Raw genomic sequence first — 17,257 nt, forward strand, 5'->3', positions numbered from 1 at the left:
TGGCGAGCGCGATGCACAGCAGGAGCACGGAGGCGAGGGCCTTGCGGTTCATGGGAGCGGGGGGTGCCCAGTGTAGCCCGGAGCCCGGGAGCCGGCAGGGCGGGTTTTGCCCGTCCGCGCGTCCCGGCCGTCCGGGGAGCAGGCGCCCACCCCCCCGTCAATCGCAGACCGCCGTGGAGTCGCGGTGGAGCTCCATGCGCATGTCGTCCTTGGACACGTCCAGTATCCCGAAGCCGTTGCACCCTTCGTAACAGGTGCTGGGCGTGAGGAGGTACGTGCGTCCGTCCAGCACCAGGGAGGCAAGGGGGAAGGTACCGCCCGGGAGGTAATCCCCCGCTTCGCAATAGTGCACGGACTGGAAGATGCGGGGGGCCTCCCCGCTCATGTCCACCCAGTCCTCCGAGCGGCACCACTGGGTACACGCGGAGGCGCTGCCCTTCTCGCCGGAGGTGAAGGTGCGCCGGCGCTGGACGTAGCAGAGCCGCCTGCCCTCCGGCGCGGCCCCCGAGCACACCGTGGTGAGGCGGGAGTTGGGGTCCGGCACCTCGCGCCACGCCTTGAACGGCTCGCACGTGGGCTTGGAGTCGGGCGCCCAGGACACGGCGCTCAGCACGGCCCCGGGCGAGCGCGCCGTGAGGCGCTCCAGCGAGGCGCGCAGCTCCGGCGGGCTCGACACAGGTGGAGTGGCCCTCCTTCAGGTACTTGCGGGTCTTCGGGCCGCGATCGCCGGACGAGGCCAGGAGGGCCGCGGCGACGTACTGAGGGCCCTGGTCATTTCGAAGGTGAAACTTCAGGATGCGCCGCGCCGCCTCGAGCGCGCGAGGATTCTTCGCGACGCGTTGGAGCGGCTCCCAGCGCACGACGACATCCTCGCAGTGGAGCTCGAAGGTGACGGCCGTCCGCTCTCGAGCGTTCATCCTGCTCAACTGGAGCAGCAATCGCACCAACCGCTCCTCCTCCGGCTCGGCGGCGGGAGGCGCTGGCTCCACGGGGGCCGCGCCCAGGCTGGAGAGCCCCAACAGACAGGTGAGCCAGAGGGCGGCGAGGTGACTTCGGGTCTTCATCATCGGGAAGCTCCTGGAGGCTCGACCGAACAGCCCGCACGCGCATTGTGGCCGAAACCCAGAGGAGCCGAGCCTCCCTTCACCTTCCCGGTGCGGGCGCGGGGCGTGGGACGGTCTGGACGCTCTCCACCTCCGGGAGTTGCCGGAAGGCCGCCGCGATGCGCTCCGTGTCCGGTCCCGGTGGCAGCCGCAGCCGGAAGTACAGGTTCAGGTCCGGCAGGGGCTGGCCGGTGTTGCGCTGGCCCTCGGCCCGCATCGCGTCCAACGTCTCCTCGGACACCTCCTGCGAGCGTGTCCACTGCCCTCCCGCCACCTGCCGCAGCAGCTCCCGCGCCCGTGCGTGGGTGAGAAGCCCCTGGCCCGCGACGTCCGTGGGCACGCCGTCGCGCAGCCGGATGTGCTGGCCCTCGCGGAATTTGATCTCCAGGGTGTCCGGCTCGGCGCGCGGCGCCTCCACCCCTGGCGCCGGGCGGGGCTCGGCTCCCGCATCCGCCGGTACCCGGCCTGGCGCCGTGCACCCCGCGGCCAACATCAGCCACACCCCCCACCCGTACCACACCCGGCTCGTTGCTTCGTGCATGCCTGTCTTTCCTCCAGGGAAATGCAAAGGGGGGCCGCCCCACACGGACAGCCCCCCAGGCGCGATAGCCCTGCTCCAGCCTACAGGCCGGTGAGCGCCCGCCGGAGGTCCGGCAGGGGGCCGATGTTCTTGGTGCCCGTCTGCGCGGTGCCGTAGGTGCGCAGGCGGGACTTGACCGAGGCCGGCGACAGGGTGGTGCCGTACAGGGACTTGTAGCGGCCCTGGAGGCTGGCCACCGAGCCGGCGACGACGGGCGTGGCGCTCGAGGTGCCGTTGAACCCGCTGGCGAAGTAGCGGTTGACGCCCTCGGCGCTGTAGAGGGTGCCGTAGCCGGTCGTCACCACGCCATCGCCCCAGCCCTGCAGGTCCACCGTGGAGCCGTAGGTGGAGAAGTCATGAGCGGAGCGCGCCGCGGTGCCATAGGCGGGCGACTTGCCAGCCCCGACGATGATGGCGCCCGAGTCGTTCTGCGCCAGGAAGGGGTAGTGCCCGTTGTTGCCCGTGCTGTACATGGGATCGTCCAGGTTCTGCGAGCCGTTGCCCGCCGCCTCGACGACGATCTTGTTGGCGGCCACCGCCGTGCGGATGGCGTCGTACCACGGCTTGTACCACTCCACCGGCACGAACTTGCCGCTGATGGGGCCGCTCATCTGCTGCTCGATGACGATGACGTCACCGGCGGAGATGTTGGCCGCGCAGGTGGTGACGGCCGCGCCCACGTTGTAGCCGGACGCGGTGTTGGCCGCCGCGAACAGCTTCTGCGCGGCGTAGGCGATGCCCGTCACGCCCTCGGTGTTGGCGACCGCGCCGTAGACGCCGAGCACCGCGGTGCCGTGGTTGTTGTTGTTGTAGGGATCCACCGGAGCGCTGCCCACCAGCGTCACCGTCCCCAGGTCCACGTGCGAGGCGTTGTAGCTGTACTCGACGTCGCAGATCTTCACCCCGGTGCCGCGCGCGCCCACCAGGGTGCCGGCGTAGCGCCCGTCCACGCCCGCGGGCGCCGCGTCCTGGTACTTCTGGTAGGAGCCGGAGCTCACCGTGTAGTAGTCAGGCGCCACGGGGGACGGCGCCGGGAGGGGCACGCGGTAGACGGCCTCCACCTCCGGGAGCTGCCGGAAGGCCGCCGCGATGCGCTCCGTGTCCAGTCCCGGTGGCAGCCGCAGCTGGAAGTACAGGTTCAGGTCCGGCAGCGCCTCGCGGGTGCGCAGCTCGCCCTCGGAGCGCAGCGCCTCCAGCGCCTCCTCGGCCACCTGGTGCGAGCGCGACCACTGCCCACCCGCCACCTGCCGCAGCAGTTCGTGCGCCTGCGCGTGGCGCAACCCCCGGCCCCCGAGGTCCGTCGGCGCGCCGTTGCGCAGGCGGATGTACTGGTTCTCGTGGAACTTGATCTCCAGCAGGTTCCGCTCCACCCAGGCCTCGCCGCCCAGCGCGCGGACCTGCTCCTCACCGGCCGCCCGCGCGGCCTCCAGGGCCGGCGCCGCCAGCGCGCCCCCGCTCCCCGCCAGCCCGAGGGCCACCACCCACGAACTCAATGCCCGGCTCGTTGTCTTCATGTGCATGTTTCCTTCACTGTGTCTCGGAGGAAACAAGCTAAACGAGCTTTACTTGCACAACAAGACAATCGCGAGGAACGTGAATGTGCTGGCTCGATTCGCGGCCGCTCACCATCTCCGCCTTGGGAAGTACGGCGCCCGGGGTCTCCACCTGGGCGCCGGGGTCCACCCTGACAGCATTGCCCCGGTTCACCGTGACATCGACGTCGCGATTCACTCTCCACGGACAAAGGACAGGTCTCGACCGAGGACGAGCTTCCCAAGGGCTACTCCGTCACTCCCGGCATGTGCCAGGCAGGAGCGGTGCGAGGCAGCCGACGATCTCCGTCCTCTCGGACTCGCTGGTGAGCGTCATCGACGACTTCACGATGACCCAGGGCAAGCAGAAGATCACCGGCCGCAACACCTCCCTGCTCGTGAAGCGTGACGGCCAGTGGAAGTGGAAGCAGGAGGGGTCGGAAGGGCGCGTCTACTGCGCGCGCTCGTCCAGCACGTCGGAGAGAGTCGTGGCGTTCAGGGCGCGGTCGAACCAGCGGTCGAGGGTGGCCATGTCCGTGCAGGTGAGGATGCGCTGTCGGGCCCCCTCCTCGACGGACACGCCGCGCGCGGTGAGGATCCGCAGGATGGCCTCGCTCAGCCCCTGCTGCAACCCCTCCGCCCGGCCCTCCTGCCGGCCCCTGACCAGACCCTTCTGGACGCCCCGCTCGATCATTTCCTCGGCCCAGCTGCCCATCAACTCCTCCGCGCGCTGCTCATCCAGCACCGAATTTAACACCCGTTTCGCCGCTGCGTGGACGGCCGCATCCTTCCCCACCCACAGCAGGTAACGGATGACCACCACCAGATGCTCGGCGCCCCCGGTGTCCGCGTACACCTGGGCGAAGAGCGCCACCCACTCCGGCAGCTTCCGGGCCAGTTCCCCGGTACGTCCGTAACGCAGCACCAGCCACGCCAGCCGGGCCAGAGGTGGACCGGAACGCGCTCGCAGCGCCACCTCCCGCTCGGCCGTCAGGTCATCGAGCAGGTACTCGAATCGCGGCACCAGCGCTCGCCATTGCGCCCGTGCCTCTTCCCCATCCGGCAGTTCGAAGAGGTCCTCCACCCGGCGCGGCGCCGTCCAGACGCCATCCGCCCCGTGGTACATGACGAGCGGGATGATGACCGGCAGCCGCGTACTCCGCGGGTGTTCCTGTCTCCAACGCTCCACCTGCCGCACCACGTAGCGCAGCATCCGCAGCGCCATCCACGAATCCACCGATGACTGGTGTTCCAGCAACACGTACAACAGCAGCGGCTGGCCCGTGCGCAGGCGCGCAGTGAAGAGCAGATCGCTCTCGGTCTCGCGCAGCTCCGGGTCCACCACGCTGACAGGCTCTCGCCTCAGGGACGCCCAGTCCACTTCCGAGACGATGTGCGCGGGCAGCACCGCGCGCAGTTCAGCGGCGGCCCGCTCGGGATGACCGAAGGTGTAGCGGGCGAAGAGGTCATGCGGTCCAGACATGGCCAGCCGCGCTCAAGCATGCGGCGGGCCAGCGGCGCACGACCTTCAACGGGGTGTCGTCCAGAGGCATTACAAATCCTCTGACACCTTCCGCGGACACCTTCCGCGGGCAATGCCTAGCAATTACAGTCGCCCCACTTGACGTGTTCGACGCGCTTGTGATGCTGGCCGCAATAGTAGGCACCGAATTCGGTGCAGTTCCCATATTTGACCTTCGGGAACGGGCCTCTGTAAGCCGTATCCCCCTTGCACTTGACGAAGCAGCATGCGGAAAGGTCCCCGACGGCCCTGTCCTCTTCCTGCGTCGCGTCATCCTGGGAGACCTGGTCTCCGTCTCCGGTAGGCGCTTCATCGATGACGATGGGTGTGGTGGGGCTCTCGAAGGTGTCCTGCTCCTGCATGTCGGCGGGGCCGCACCCGACAGCGAGAGTGATTCCGAGGACGAACAGGCACACGCGGCTCAGTCTGGTCTTCACGAGTGTTTCCTTTGGGCGAGGGAAGTGAACCGTCGGTGTGGTTGCCGTCCAGTTCGTAGCGGAATCTCGTGCTCGGTCCTCACAGCGACCAGCCGACCTGCAGGGCAGGCTTCTGCGCCCTACTGGCTATTCGCGAATACCAAGGATTAATAGAAGTCGCCGCTTTATTGGAGTCCAAAGTACCCCAAGGAAGTGGCTTCGTAGCCACGGGGGCCCGCTCACGCGAGCGGCAGCTCCAGCGTGGCCGTGGCGCCCTGGCCCGGCCCGTCGCTCTCCAGCGTGAGCCGCCCTCCCAGTGACTTCGCCGCCAGCGCGCTCGAGTGCAGCCCCAGCCCCTGCCCGTCCGCGCGCGTGGTGAAGCCCAGTGAGAACAACCGCTCGCGGTGCTCCGGCGCGATCCCCTTGCCGCTGTCCACCACCTGGATGCGCGCCGTGCTCCCCTCCGCGTCCAACCGCACGAGCAGCCGACGCCGCGTCTCGGGCATCTCGCTCATCGCGTTGCGCGCGTTGGTGAGCAGGTTGATGAGGATCTGCAACACCCGGTGCTTGTCCAGCCGCGCCCTCGGTTGCGCGCGGAACTCCCGCGTCACGGTGATGCCATGCCGCTGGAGCGCGGGCAGTTGGATGCTCAAGGCATCCTCCACCAACTGCGAGAGCGGGAACTCCTCGGGCAGGAGCGAGCCGCGTGAATAGGACTGCTGGACCTGGAGGATGGCGCGCAGGTGCTCGAGGTGCTCGTTCAACTTCCCCGCGCTCTGCTTCATCGACGCGTGCTCGCGCAGCAGCTCATCCGACAGGCTGAAGAGGTACTCCAGGAGCTGCGCGCCCTGCTGCTCCCGTGTCAGGAACTCCCCCAGGTGCTCCCGGTGCGTCTCGAGCAGGTCCGTGAGCTGCTTGAGCCGGACCATGCGCGAGGTGCTCACCTTCTCGTTGAGCATCTGGGCATTGAGCAGGGCGCTGGTGAGGACGTTGCCCACGTTGTGCAGCACGCTGGCGATCATCTCGCCCAGCCCCGCCTCGCGCGTGGCGTCCGCCAGCCGCGCCTGGGCCTGCTCGAGCCGCCACGTCTGCTCCTCCACGCGCTGCGTGAGCGCGTCATTGGCACTCCGCAGCGAGGCCTCGGAGCGCTGGAGCTCGGCGTACCGCCGCGCGCTCTCGAGGAAGAGCGCGGCCTGGGCGGCCAGGTGTCCGAGCAGCGACAGGCGCGCCGGGGTGAAGGCCTGGGAAGACACGCGGTTCTCCAGGTACAGCACTCCCCGGAGATTCTCCGGACTCCCCAGCGGCAGGCAGAGCACCGACCGGAGCCCGCCGCGCCCGAAGTAGACATCCGACGAGAACGGGTGCGGCAGGGAGGCATCGGCGATGAGCACGTGCTCCCCGGTGCGCTGCACGTAGGCGAGCAGGCTCCAGGGCAGCGCGTCCTCCCCGGGCTCCGAGCGCGCCGCGATCGAGAGCACGCCTTCCCGCGCGAGCAGCACCACCCCCCGCTGGGCCTCCGCGTGCTCGACGGCCACACGCACCAGCGCCGCCGTCAGCCGCCCGAGGTCCAGCTCCCCGGCGAGGGCCCGCACCGCGGAGAGCGCGTCCTCCTGCGCCCTCATTCCCGGCTCGGGCGGGGAGGCGGAAGGCGCCACGAAGGAGACGAGCTGGGGCCACAGCGCCTCCAGTTGCCGGACCTTCCCCAGGGCGCCCCATTTCACATAGGCCTCGCGGGCCTGCCGGGCATAGGTGTCGGAGACGGTGGCGGCCCGCCGCTCGCGCCAGAACCTCGCCGCGAGCTCGCTGGCCAGGGCCACGTTCTGGAGGAAGCCGTGCGCGCGCGCGGAGTGGATGGCCTCCTCGTAGGCCTGGAGCGCCTCCTCCAGATGGCCGGTGAGGCGGGCGAGCTCCGCGGACACCATCCGCTCGGGAGCACGGAAGGTGTCGGGACAATGGCCCGCCCACTCCGCCAGTTGCCGGTGGTGCCGCCGCATCTCCTCGAGGTACCGCCGCTGCTCCTCCGGCGGTGCTGACGGATGGCACGCCGCCAGCGCCAGCGCCCGGTAGAGGTGGAAGCTCAGGAGCTGGATGTGGCCGAGCGAGGTCCAGGTGAGCCCGGCGGCCCGGTTCCCCGCCTCCAGCGCGCGCGCGAAATCCCCGCTCATGAAGCGCGACTGCAGCTGGATGATCCAATACCAGCAGGCGCCCATGTGCTCGGAGGCCATGCCGGCCTCGAAGGACGCCTCGTCGAAGGTGTCGCTGCTCAGCGTCTCGAACGAGCGCGACAGCCCGCGCATCTGCTGCACGTAGCACTGCACGTGGTGGATGACGTCCTCCACGGCCGGGAAGCCGGCGCGGCGCGCGAAGTGGAGGCGCGCGACGGACTCCTGGTAGACCTCCTCCAGGGGGTGGCCCAGGGTGAGGCGGTCCGTGACGATGTGGTTGCTGCAATAGCAGGCGATCTGGAAGTCCCCGCCGTGCAGCGCGTGGAGGAAGGCATCGCGCGCGTACTGCAGCGAGCGGGAGAGCGGCCGGACCCAGCAGCTCGTCATCTCCAGGGCGTAGAGCGCCCGTCCCCGCGCGGAGGAGAAGCCGTGGCGCTCGGCCAGCGCGCACGCGAGCAACCCGAAGGCATGGCCTTCCGGGTAGCGCGCGAAGAGCGACCCCAGCACCAGGCCGTACCAGCCGTACCCATGGACGGACGCCTCGGTGTTGCCGTGCTGGAGGCTCAGGGAGACCATCCGGCACAGGTGGAGCGCGAGCAGGTTCGGGTCGCTGTAGATGGCCGGCGTGAACAGCGCGGCGAGCACGTCCATGAGCGCCCGGGTGTCCGGGTCGGTCATGAGGGGCAGCTCGACGAGGCGCTCGATGGGGCGCTCCCCCATCAGGGTCCACACCTCCGCGTTGGCGGCCTCCACCTCCTCGCGCGAGGGGTGGGGCGACATGTGCATGCCCATCCGGGCCAGGCACTCCAGGAGGCAGGTGATGGCGCCCTGGATGTCGTTGGCGGCGAGCAGGATGTCGTTGCGCAGGCGGTAGACGGCCGCCAGTTGCACCCGGGTGCGGACCCGCGGCAGGAGCTCCAGCACCAGGCGACGGGCCTCGGCGGCGTTGCCACCCATGAACTCACCGTGGGCCCGGTCCAGCTGGAGCTTGAACGCCAGCTCGGGGTCCGTCTCCCAGGGCTCTCCGGGGATGAGCGAGAAGGCCAACGTGAAGTGGTCCACGGCCGAGCGGAACGCGGTGGAGGCCCGCGCCTTCCCGCCCGCCTCGGCGTTCAGCCGGGCGAGGCGGTGGCGCTCTCCCGCGTCGGAGATCTGCGCCACCCCCGCGTTGAGCTGCCCCACCACGTCGAAGATCTTCTCGTGCACCTGCTCCGGGGGCAGGCTCGCCAACATCAGGCGGCCGATGCGCAGGTGCACGGCCTCGCGCTCCCGCTCGGGGATGAGCGCATGGGCCGCCTGCTGGATGCGGTCATGGGCGAACCGGTACTGCTCCGGACCCTGGGCCACCAACATGCCCTCGCGCAACACCTCCTCCAGGCCCGCCTCCACCTCGCCCGGCTCCGCGCCGGAGACGATGACCAGGAGCTGGCGCGGGAAGACATTGCCCACGCACGCGGCGAGCTGCAGCAGGAGCTGCGTCCGGACGGGCAACTGGCGCAGCCGGCTCACCATGAAGTCGGCGACGTTGCCGGAGTAGCCCCGGGCCCGGACGCCCGCGGCATCCCACCGCCACTCCCCTTCCGGCGTCCGGGTCAGCAGGCCGTCCTGGTGCAACGTCAGCAGGAAGCGGGTGATGAAGAACGGATTGCCGCCCGTCTTCTCGTGGACGAGGGCGGACAGGGGCCCGACCGTGCTCTCCGCCGCGCCCGGGAGCGAATCCGCGACGAGCTGCTGGACGTGCTCGCGGCTCAGCGGCTCGAGCCGCAGCTCCGACATGCGCACCCCCGCCTCGCGCAGCTCCGTCAGCGCCAGCGCCAGCGCATGGGAGGGACTCACCTCGTTGTCGCGGTAGGCGCCGGCCAGCAGCAGCGGCGGCGTCCCCGGGCGGGTGAGCAGGTATTGAAGGAGCTGGAGGCTGGCCAGGTCGATCCACTGCAGGTCATCCAGGAACAGGACGAGCGGGCGGGAGGACCCGGCGAACACGCCGAGGAAGCGTTGGACCAGCCGGTGGAAGCGATGCTGGGCCTCACCGTGGGGGAGCTCGGGGAGGGCGGGCTGCCGGCCCAGCACCTGTTCGAGCAGGGGCACCACATCCACGAGGAGCTGGCCCTGTTCGCCGAGGGCGTCGCGCAGCCGCTCGCGCCACCGGGCGAGCTGTTCATCCGGGCCCGCCAGGAGCTGCCGCGCCAGTGCGTGGAAGGCCTGCGCCAGGGTGGCGTAGGGGATGTGCTGCTGGAACTGATCCGCCTTCCCGCTCAGGAAGAATCCCTGCTTGCCGGCCACGGGCTCGCGCAGCGCGTGCACCACCGAGGACTTGCCGATGCCGGAGTAGCCACAGACCAGGAGGAGCTCCGACCGGCCTTCCTGGGCCACCCGCTCGAAAGCCCGTAACAGTTGGGCGATGTGCGTCTCCCGCCCGTACAAGCGGTGGGAGGAGGGCCACGAGTCTGGCGGTGGACTGGGGAGGGAACCGCCGGGAGGGGGTCGCATGGGAAGGGCCGGAAGGAGGCAAGGGAATCATGCCACCTCTCGCGCTCCAGCACCTCGCGAAGTCCCACACCCGCTAGAGCCTCCCACTTGCGCCCGTGCGGAATCGCTGCGTTTCTGGGTGCGATAACGACCTGGAGCCTCAGCTCGCGGCGGCGAAGCCCCCGTGGAAGGTGACGGGGATGGGGTGGTCGAAGTGCACGGTCGCCAGGGGACCGTCCTCCAGGTGCTTCCCATCCAGGACGGCCACGTAGGAGTGATCGCTCGTCCCGTCATAGACGAGGTCCAGCACGAAGGCGTCGTCCTCTGCCTCGCCACGCGGCACGAGCACCGGCTCGCTCGGCACATGCCCGGCCGGCACGGCCCACTCCGCGCCCTTCCCGCCGTCGAGCGCGATGCGCGTCACGCCCGAATACTTCCGGTCCGCCCCCCGGCGCTCGGTCTGCGCGAAGAGGGTGCCGTAGCGCGCCCCGTGCACCCGCGGGTGCAGCTGCGGGAACTCGCAGGGGACGTCGAAGAGCCTCGTCTCCCGCACCTTGCCCGTCTTCAGGTCCAGGTGCAGGCGCGTCAGCAGCGGAGGCGGTCCCTTCTCCTCGAGCTCGCCGATGTCGTCGAGCCGGAACTCCGGGTAGCGGCACAGGTCGACACACGGACCGCCCTCGTCCTCGAAGGCATTGGCGAAGTGCCAGGTCCAGAAGGCATCGAGCTCGAAGGTCCGAGGGGACTGGATGTCGTCCAGCGGGACGACGATGAGCCGCGCGCCGAGCTCGGGCTTCCACTGGAAGAGCTTCGTGAAGTCGGAGAGGCCCATCATCGCGCGCAGGAGATGGAGCTTCACCGGCCCCAGGAAGAAGATGAGGTGCCGCTCGGTCGCGATGAAGTCGTGCAGCATGCCCAGCCAGGGCGCCTCCACCGTGCCGAGCTTCGAGGGGACTCCCGCGTCCGGCAGCGCGTAGAGGTCGATGAGCATCTTCGGGCCGTAGCGCACGCCGAAATTGAAGGTCGTCCGCAGCGAGGCCACGCGGTGCGGGTGCGCGGAGAAGGCGCCTGACACCACGCCCAGGTCCGTGGCCGCGAGCGTGTCCAGCGTGTCCGGGTTCATCTCCTGCAACAGTCCGCCCTCCATCAGCGCGAAGAGCCGGTCCTGCCACCAGAAGGTCGAGGTGTTCCCCGTCGTCTTCGCCGTCCCGCTGCGCGCGGCGCGCATGCGATCCAGCCACGAGGCCGCCGAGCTGTAGAGGAACCGCCCCGCCTTCTCCTCCTCACGGTAGCCGGCGCTCTCGACGATGCGGCAGGCCCCCTGCGCGCCACGGCCATCGAAGCGCACCGCGGTGATGGCGCCGTCCGCCTCGAACGCGTGCGAGAGGCTCGCGCCGAAGCGCTCGAAGAGCCCCGGGCCCGCACGGAAGAGCGTGCCCCGGAGCGCCTCGGGAAGCCGTCCCTCGACCCGCAGCGGCTCGAAGCCGTGGGGCCGCGCGAGGGACCGCAACAGGGGACTCACGGCGTTCTGGCGGCTCATCGGCACTGCTCCTCGGAAGGGTGGACCCGCGACCGCATTGAAAGTAAGTGAGTCTTACTTACTTTGCAACGGACTTCGTTTCCGGTCCAATCCGGAGCCACACATGACCCGAAAGACGGCCCCGCGCCCCTACCACCATGGGGACCTCAAGCGCGCCCTGCTGGAGGCGAGCCTCGAGCTCATCCGCGAGGAAGGCGTGGACGCGCTCACCGTGGCCGAGGTCGGCCGCCGCGTCGGCGTGTCCTCCGCCGCGCCCTACAAGCACTTCGCGGACCGCCCGGCGCTGTTGCGCGCGCTCGCCACCGAGGGCAACCGCCAGCTCGGCGAGGCCATCGTCGCGGCGACGCGGGGGAGCACCGACCCGCTCGAGGCCTTCCGCCTCTCGGGCGTGGCCTACATCCGCTGGGCGGCGGAGAACCCGGCCCTCTACCGCATCGCCACGGATCCCTCGCACATCGACTACGCGTCGACGGAGCATGACGTCGAGGCGCCCGAGGCCCTCCGGGGCACCCTGGAGACGTTCTGGCCGGAGCTGGCGGCCCTGGTGCGCTCGGGCGCCGCCCTCCCCGCTTCTCATCCGCTGATACAGCAACTGCACGGCCGCGCCCTGGCGCAGGGCATGGCCAGCCTCTTCGTCAGCGGCATCTTCGCCTCGCTCGGCATCACCACCGCGGACGCGGAGCGGATGGCGCGCGCGGTGACGGGAGAGGACGTCCCGGCCACGTCGCGCCGGAGCCCTCCCTCGCGCTCCCGCTGAGTCGTGAAACGAGGGCGCGGCCCGGGGGTGGCTTGGAGGGGGGGCGTCTCAGTGACGCCCCTTCCCGCCCGCACCGCGAGCGGGCATCTCCACGGCGGTGCCGTCGAGCGTCGCGGTTCCGCAGTCCGGCCCGAAGACGAGCACGTGCGTCTGCCCGTCACTGCTGGTCCGCGACAAGGTGCCGGAGGTCGGCCACGGGCACACGTTCCTCGGAGGCCGCACGATGCTCTCGAGCGTCACCGCGCCCGTCGTCCCGTCGAGGAACTCCTCGGTGTAGAAGCCGTTGAGCGTGCGGACCGGGGGCGTGTCGCTGGAGAACTCGACGTGGGTGGCGCCCTTGAGGTGCACCGAGCGCACCACCGCGCCCGTCGCGTCGGTGAGCGTGCGCGTCACGTCCGACTCCGTGCTCTTCTTGCGCGGCGGCTCGTCGCCGATGAGCTCCGCGCTCGAGGCGCTGGTGCCCTCCACCTTCGAGACGGCGCCCTCGTCGTCCGTGCGCGAGATGCTGAACGTCACCGCCTGGTTCTGCGTGATGGCGCCATCGCAGTTCGGCGGCGCCGAGTACGTGTACGTGATGTCCACCGTGCCGCTGGAGGGACCGCCGTGCGGCCGGCCAAAGCCCTCGGGACGGGGGCCATCGGTGGGAGGAGCTCCCCGGGCGGGCCGGCCACCGAAGAGCGTCGAGAGCACTCCGCTTCCCGTGCCCTCCCCCGGGGGCGGAGGACGACGGCCGTCACCGCGCCCGCCACCCCCGTGTCCGCCACCACCGGGCCGCATGGGCGCCGCGCACTCCGTCCACTCGAGGTGGACCGTGGCCGGCAGGCTCTTGCCACAGACGTCCACGTGGGTGATGTCCGGGCTCGCGTCACAGTGGAAGCCCTCCACCGCGTCCGAGCGTACCGCGTGCAGCCCGCGCATCAGGCTCGAGACCTCCACCGCATCGGTCGAGTCGGAGGACGCCTCCACGGCCTGGGACACCATCGTCGTGGCGTCCTCCGCCGTCGCCGGCGCGCCGCAACCACTCGCCATCGCGCCCGCGACGAGTGCACCCGCGAGCCACAGACCACCCCTCATCTTGTGATTCATTCGTGCTCCCTTGTGTTTCACCACCGCAACCGCACCCGTAGGACGAAAAGGGTATTTTTCGTGTTCCCGGAACCCGCGCTCCGCTTCTTGCGGAACGGCCCGCGCGGGCGGCTACACTGGGAAACGTGAGTGAGAACGAGGAGCTGCGCGCATTGATCGCCGAGGCCCAGGACGGCAACGTCCGCGCCTTCGAGCTCCTCGTCTCGTCCCACCTGCCCCAGGTGCGCCGCTTCGCGCGGGCCTTCGCGTCCTCGGACGCGGACGTGGATGACCTGGCGCAGGAGGCCCTGGTGAAGGTGTACAAGAGCCTGCGCTCGTACCGCTCCCAGTCCGCCTTCAAGACGTGGCTCTACTCCGTGGTGCGCAACGCCTTCTTCGACGCCCTGCGCGGCCGCGCGGGCCGGGAGCGCTCCCTGGAGGAGCCGCTCGCCGCGGACCACGCCCAGGCCCCCTCCACCGCCGATACGGCCGACGAGCGCCTGCTCCGAGAGGAGGAACGTCAACGTTTGTGGCGGGCCCTGCGCGCCCTTCCCCCGGAGTTCCGCACGGCGGTGGTACTCTTCGACGTGGAAGGGCACACCTATGAGGAGGTCGCCGCCATCGAGGCGGTGCCCATCGGGACGATCAAATCGCGCCTCTCCCGGGGCCGGGCCCTGTTGCGCACCCTGCTGGCGGGCGGGCAGGCGCCAGAGGCCTCGGAGAGTACAGGCGGGGCGGGAACATCCGACGGCGGTGTTTCGTCCCAAGGACGTAGGAGTGGGAAATGACTGAGCCCGAAGACATGGAAGATCGCGCGCTGCGGGAGCGGCTGGCCGGGCTGCGGGAAGAGCCCGCCGAGCGCGGCTTCCAGGCCTCGCTCCACCGCCGGTTGGTGGCGGCCGGTCCTCCCGAGCCCGCTCCGGGGTGGGACCGTGTGCGTTGGCTCTTCCGGCGGCGTGCGCCCTGGCTCTGGCCGGCGATGGGCGCGGCGGCGGGGGTCGCGGCCTTCCTGGTGATGAGCGCGGTGCAGCCGCCGCCGGTGCCTCCAGCCGTGCTCGCCGAGGCCTCGCGCCCGCTCGAGACGCCGGGCACCCAGGTGCCGGTGAGCAAGGTGGCGGTCATCAAGCTGGACTTCACGGCGGACGTGGCCGTGGAGCAGGCGGACTTCCAGGTGAGCCTGCCCGAGGGCCTGTCCTTCTGGGCGGATGGGCAGGAGCTCGAGCTGCGCTCCTTCCGGTGGACGCAGGCATTGAACGCGGGGAGCAACGTCATCCCCATCGCGGTGCGCGGGCAGAAGCCGGGCCGCTACCTCGTGACGGCCGAGGCGCGCACCGGAGACCAGCGAATCGAGCACGACGTGGTGCTCGAGGTGACAGAGGGATGAACACGACCCGGGCCCAACTCTCCGCGGTGCTCGCGGCGCTCTCGTTGTGCGTGGCCGGGACCGCGCACGCGCAGACGCCGGCGGCACCGCCTCCCGTGGACACCGGAGCGGCCCGTGCGCCCGAGGTGCCTCCCCCCTCCGAGCGGCCGGCACCCCCGGCCCCGCCGCCTCCGGAGTCGCGCGCCCACGTGCGCAGCTCCCACACGGTGGACGTCATCGCCCCGGGCGAGCAGGTGGACACCGTGCTCGGACGGATGCGCGTGGAACGCACCGCGCCACCGCCCCGGGGTGACACGGCCGGGCCACCGCCCGGGCAGGAGCCCCGGGGGCCTCGCGGCCAGGAGCCCCGTGGACCTCGCGGCCAGGAGACACGCGGACCGCCCGCGGGTCCGGGCCGCTCGGGGCCGCCTCGTCCGGGCGATGACGGACGCGGACGGCATACCTCGCCGAGAACCGATGGCGCCCGGCCGCCCCCCTCATCGCAGCCGCCGCCGCCGCCGCCCCGGTGATATCTCTGCGCCGGAATGCTCCTTCCGGTGCTCACCCTCCTGACGCTGCTGACCGCGGCGGACCCGCTCTCCGAGGCACGGCAGGCATTCGCCGACGGCCAGTACCCGGAGGCGGAGCGGCTGGCGCTCCAGGCCGCACAGCCGCCCCAGGAGGGAGCCGCGCTCTACCTGGTGGGGCTGGCGCGCTTTCGTGACGGGCGGCCCACCGAGGCGCTGGAGGCCCTCGACGCCGCGGGACGGGCACCGGACGCCCCCGAGCGTGCCGGGTGGAGCTTCAACCGGGGCGCCTGTCTCTACGCCCTGGAGCGCTTCGCCGAGGCCGAGCAGGCCTTCCTCGAGGCCACGCCGGATGAATCGCTCGCACGCCTCGCGTGGGTGAACGCCGGTTTCGCGGCGTTGGACGGAGGCTCGCCCGAGCGCGCCGAGCAGTGGGCGAAGCGCGCCAGGCCCGGCGCCTCCGAGCGGGAGACGGTGCTGGTGGAGGAGCTGCTCGCGCTCGTCGCCCGTACGCGGGGGCTCGCCGAGGACGCGGCGGCGGAGGCGTACCGTCAGGGCCTCGTGTCCTTCGACGCGGGGCGCTTCGAGGAGGCCCGCGCCTTCTTCCTCCAGGCCGCGAAGGGGGACACGGCTTCGGGACGGGCACGGCTCATGGCGGGGGCCTCGGCCTGGCGGTTGGGGGAGCGCGAGACGGCGCGCGAGGACATCACCTCGGCGCTCGCGCTGCCGCTGGAGCCCCGGGACAGCCAGACGGCGCGCGACTACCTCGACCGGCTGTCCTTCGGGTTGCGCGCCCAGGGGAAGGGATTCCAGGCGTCGGCGGGCGCGGGCCTGGGCTTCGACAGCAACGTGCTGCAGGTGGGCGTGGCGGCGCGCGATGTCTCCACCGGCACCGCGAGCGCTTTCGCGGAGGCCGGGCTCGGGCTCGTGGCGCGCTGGCGGCTGTCGGACACGCTGTTCACCGAGCTCTCCTACGGCGGGACGCAGCGGGCGTACGCGCTGTCCTCCGCGCAGGACTATTCGCTTCAGCTCCACCGCGCGGCCGTGGCGTTGGAGTGGGACGTGGCGCGCCGCGTGCGCCTGGGCGCCTCGTCCTGGGGGGACCTGTTCTTCACCGGCCTGTCGGCCTTCCGTGGGCTGCAGGGCTCCGTGAGTGGCTCGGCGTGGCTCGCGCTGGACGAGAGCGAGTGGACGAGCAGCCGGCTCGACGTGGCCTTCGCGCACAAGGCCGGGCTCGTCAGCGAATTCGACTTCCTCACCGGACAGCGCCTGGACGCGACGCTGTCCCAGGAGCTCCGCCTGAAGACCCTGGGGCTCACCGCGTGGTACCGCTACCGGCAGGACCGCATCGGAACGCTGGAGCAGGCCGTGTCCGGAGACACGACGCGGACGTACGTCATCCCCTTCGCGTGGACGGGGCACGCGGTGGGTGCCGCCGCGCGGTGGGTGCTGAACGAGCAGCTCGACGCGAGCCTGAACGCCGAGGCCGAGTGGCGTGACTACCTGAGCGACAGCTACCTGCGGGTGCGGACGGCGGAGGGAGCCGTGGAGGAGTGGGGCCGGCGCCGGCGAGAGGACTTCCGCTTCGTCCTCGGCCCCGCGGTGAGCGCCCGGTTGTCGAAGCACCTCCAGCTCTCAGCGCGGTACGAGCTGCTGGTGAATGCCTCCAACGTGGACACGCGGCTGACCGACACCGCGGGAGCGTGCGTGGCCCCCGAGTACGTGTGCCACCGCTACGACTACACGAACGGGAACTACACGAAGCACCTGGTGATGCTGGAGCTGGGCGCCACGTGGTGAGGGCTCAACCCGCCGCGGGGTGGCAGGACACCGCCAGCGGCAGTCCGAGCGCGGCGAGCTCCGCCAGCTCCTCGGGGGCGAGCACGAAGTCGCACTGCCGCTCGTAGGCGACGACCAGGTAGAGCGAGACCTCGGTGGCCCCCAGGCTCCGCAGCTCCGGCAGCCGTGCCTTCAACGCGCGCAGGGGCTCCAGGGCGGAGACTCCGGGCTCCAGGTCCTCGTCGAACAGCACCAGCATGGCGCTCCCGTACGGCAGGGCCCTGCCCTCGTAGCGGCCCGAGGGGGCCACCTCGCCGGGCTCGTTCGCATCCACCAGCAGCAGCCCCGTGCGCTCCTGGGCGAGCGATGGAGAGAAGGCATCTCCCTGGAGCAGACAGTAGAGGAAACGCCGTGCCGGGAGCGGCTGGCTCATGCGGCCCAT

The 17,257-nt window shown here is 70.9% G+C and carries 15 protein-coding genes; 6 read left to right on the forward strand and 9 right to left on the reverse strand.

Annotated features, from left to right (window positions below; genetic code table 11):
* Positions 1-157: 157 nt before the first annotated feature.
* Complete coding sequence (locus VFZ09_RS48510; RefSeq protein ID WP_329734667.1) at positions 158-676, reverse strand: hypothetical protein; 519 nt, start codon at positions 674-676, stop codon at positions 158-160.
* Between the two features lie 119 nt (positions 677-795).
* On the opposite strand from VFZ09_RS48510, the gene VFZ09_RS48515 reads away from it, so the two are divergent.
* The gene (locus VFZ09_RS48515) at positions 796-1,050 is read left to right on the forward strand and encodes a hypothetical protein (protein WP_329734668.1); all 255 of its coding nucleotides are present in this window, start codon (positions 796-798) and stop codon (positions 1,048-1,050) included.
* A 93-nt stretch (positions 1,051-1,143) separates the two neighbouring features.
* Here VFZ09_RS48515 and VFZ09_RS48520 read toward each other — a convergent pair whose 3' ends face one another.
* From VFZ09_RS48520 to VFZ09_RS48545, 6 genes are all read right to left on the reverse strand, one after another.
* Complete coding sequence (locus VFZ09_RS48520) at positions 1,144-1,644, reverse strand: hypothetical protein (protein ID WP_329734669.1); 501 nt, start codon at positions 1,642-1,644, stop codon at positions 1,144-1,146.
* An 80-nt stretch (positions 1,645-1,724) separates the two neighbouring features.
* Positions 1,725-3,197, reverse strand: coding sequence for a S8 family serine peptidase (locus VFZ09_RS48525; protein ID WP_329734670.1), 1,473 nt, complete (start codon positions 3,195-3,197; stop codon positions 1,725-1,727).
* Positions 3,198-3,666: 469 nt separating this feature from the next.
* Positions 3,667-4,698: an Rpn family recombination-promoting nuclease/putative transposase gene (locus VFZ09_RS48530; RefSeq protein ID WP_329734671.1), complete on the reverse strand. Its 1,032-nt coding sequence runs from the start codon at positions 4,696-4,698 to the stop codon at positions 3,667-3,669.
* Positions 4,699-4,814: 116 nt separating this feature from the next.
* Complete coding sequence (locus tag VFZ09_RS48535) at positions 4,815-5,174, reverse strand: hypothetical protein (protein WP_329734672.1); 360 nt, start codon at positions 5,172-5,174, stop codon at positions 4,815-4,817.
* Between the two features lie 218 nt (positions 5,175-5,392).
* On the reverse strand, positions 5,393-9,808 hold the full coding sequence (locus tag VFZ09_RS48540; protein WP_329734673.1) for a trifunctional serine/threonine-protein kinase/ATP-binding protein/sensor histidine kinase: 4,416 nt from the start codon (positions 9,806-9,808) through the stop codon (positions 5,393-5,395).
* A gap of 139 nt (positions 9,809-9,947) precedes the next feature.
* A complete protein-coding gene (locus VFZ09_RS48545; protein WP_329734674.1) occupies positions 9,948-11,324 on the reverse strand; it encodes a carotenoid oxygenase family protein in 1,377 nt (458 codons plus the stop codon).
* A 103-nt stretch (positions 11,325-11,427) separates the two neighbouring features.
* Between VFZ09_RS48545 and VFZ09_RS48550 the strand changes: the two genes are divergently transcribed.
* Complete coding sequence (locus tag VFZ09_RS48550; RefSeq protein ID WP_329734675.1) at positions 11,428-12,081, forward strand: TetR/AcrR family transcriptional regulator; 654 nt, start codon at positions 11,428-11,430, stop codon at positions 12,079-12,081.
* Between the two features lie 48 nt (positions 12,082-12,129).
* On the opposite strand, the gene VFZ09_RS48555 is transcribed toward VFZ09_RS48550, so the two are convergent.
* Positions 12,130-13,167, reverse strand: a complete 1,038-nt coding sequence (locus tag VFZ09_RS48555; RefSeq protein ID WP_329734676.1) for a hypothetical protein — start codon at positions 13,165-13,167, stop codon at positions 12,130-12,132.
* 125 nt (positions 13,168-13,292) lie between these two features.
* On the opposite strand from VFZ09_RS48555, the gene VFZ09_RS48560 reads away from it, so the two are divergent.
* From VFZ09_RS48560 to VFZ09_RS48575, 4 genes are read left to right on the forward strand one after another with little or no spacing between them, the layout of a single operon-like run.
* The gene (locus tag VFZ09_RS48560; protein ID WP_329734677.1) at positions 13,293-13,934 is read left to right on the forward strand and encodes a sigma-70 family RNA polymerase sigma factor; all 642 of its coding nucleotides are present in this window, start codon (positions 13,293-13,295) and stop codon (positions 13,932-13,934) included.
* Entirely contained in the window at positions 13,931-14,530 is a 600-nt protein-coding gene (locus tag VFZ09_RS48565; RefSeq protein ID WP_329734678.1) for a hypothetical protein, read from the forward strand. The genes VFZ09_RS48560 and VFZ09_RS48565 overlap by 4 nt, the downstream gene beginning before the upstream one ends.
* Positions 14,527-15,039: a hypothetical protein gene (locus VFZ09_RS48570; protein ID WP_329734679.1), complete on the forward strand. Its 513-nt coding sequence runs from the start codon at positions 14,527-14,529 to the stop codon at positions 15,037-15,039. The genes VFZ09_RS48565 and VFZ09_RS48570 overlap by 4 nt, the downstream gene beginning before the upstream one ends.
* 27 nt (positions 15,040-15,066) lie before the next feature.
* Complete coding sequence (locus VFZ09_RS48575) at positions 15,067-16,836, forward strand: tetratricopeptide repeat protein (RefSeq protein WP_329734680.1); 1,770 nt, start codon at positions 15,067-15,069, stop codon at positions 16,834-16,836.
* A 4-nt stretch (positions 16,837-16,840) separates the two neighbouring features.
* On the opposite strand, the gene VFZ09_RS48580 is transcribed toward VFZ09_RS48575, so the two are convergent.
* Positions 16,841-17,248 carry a hypothetical protein gene (locus VFZ09_RS48580; RefSeq protein WP_329734681.1) on the reverse strand — a complete coding sequence of 136 codons (408 nt, stop codon included), beginning with the start codon at positions 17,246-17,248 and terminating at the stop codon, positions 16,841-16,843.
* Positions 17,249-17,257 lie beyond the last annotated feature (9 nt).

This window comes from Archangium sp. (assembly GCF_036277355.1).
In the GTDB taxonomy this organism is placed as follows: domain Bacteria; phylum Myxococcota; class Myxococcia; order Myxococcales; family Myxococcaceae; genus Archangium.

Excerpts from the sequence above, each read along its gene's own strand:
- VFZ09_RS48515 (WP_329734668.1), top strand. The coding sequence starts at position 796 with ATGCGCCGCGCCGCCTCGAGCGCGCGAGGATTCTTCGCGACGCGTTGG.
- VFZ09_RS48520 (WP_329734669.1), bottom strand. The coding sequence starts at position 1,644 with ATGCACGAAGCAACGAGCCGGGTGTGGTACGGGTGGGGGGTGTGGCTG.
- VFZ09_RS48525 (WP_329734670.1), bottom strand. The coding sequence starts at position 3,197 with ATGAAGACAACGAGCCGGGCATTGAGTTCGTGGGTGGTGGCCCTCGGG.
- VFZ09_RS48530 (WP_329734671.1), bottom strand. The coding sequence starts at position 4,698 with ATGTCTGGACCGCATGACCTCTTCGCCCGCTACACCTTCGGTCATCCC.
- VFZ09_RS48540 (WP_329734673.1), bottom strand. The coding sequence starts at position 9,808 with ATGCGACCCCCTCCCGGCGGTTCCCTCCCCAGTCCACCGCCAGACTCG.
- VFZ09_RS48545 (WP_329734674.1), bottom strand. The coding sequence starts at position 11,324 with ATGAGCCGCCAGAACGCCGTGAGTCCCCTGTTGCGGTCCCTCGCGCGG.
- VFZ09_RS48550 (WP_329734675.1), top strand. The coding sequence starts at position 11,428 with ATGACCCGAAAGACGGCCCCGCGCCCCTACCACCATGGGGACCTCAAG.
- VFZ09_RS48555 (WP_329734676.1), bottom strand. The coding sequence starts at position 13,167 with ATGAATCACAAGATGAGGGGTGGTCTGTGGCTCGCGGGTGCACTCGTC.
- VFZ09_RS48565 (WP_329734678.1), top strand. The coding sequence starts at position 13,931 with ATGACTGAGCCCGAAGACATGGAAGATCGCGCGCTGCGGGAGCGGCTG.
- VFZ09_RS48570 (WP_329734679.1), top strand. The coding sequence starts at position 14,527 with ATGAACACGACCCGGGCCCAACTCTCCGCGGTGCTCGCGGCGCTCTCG.
- VFZ09_RS48580 (WP_329734681.1), bottom strand. The coding sequence starts at position 17,248 with ATGAGCCAGCCGCTCCCGGCACGGCGTTTCCTCTACTGTCTGCTCCAG.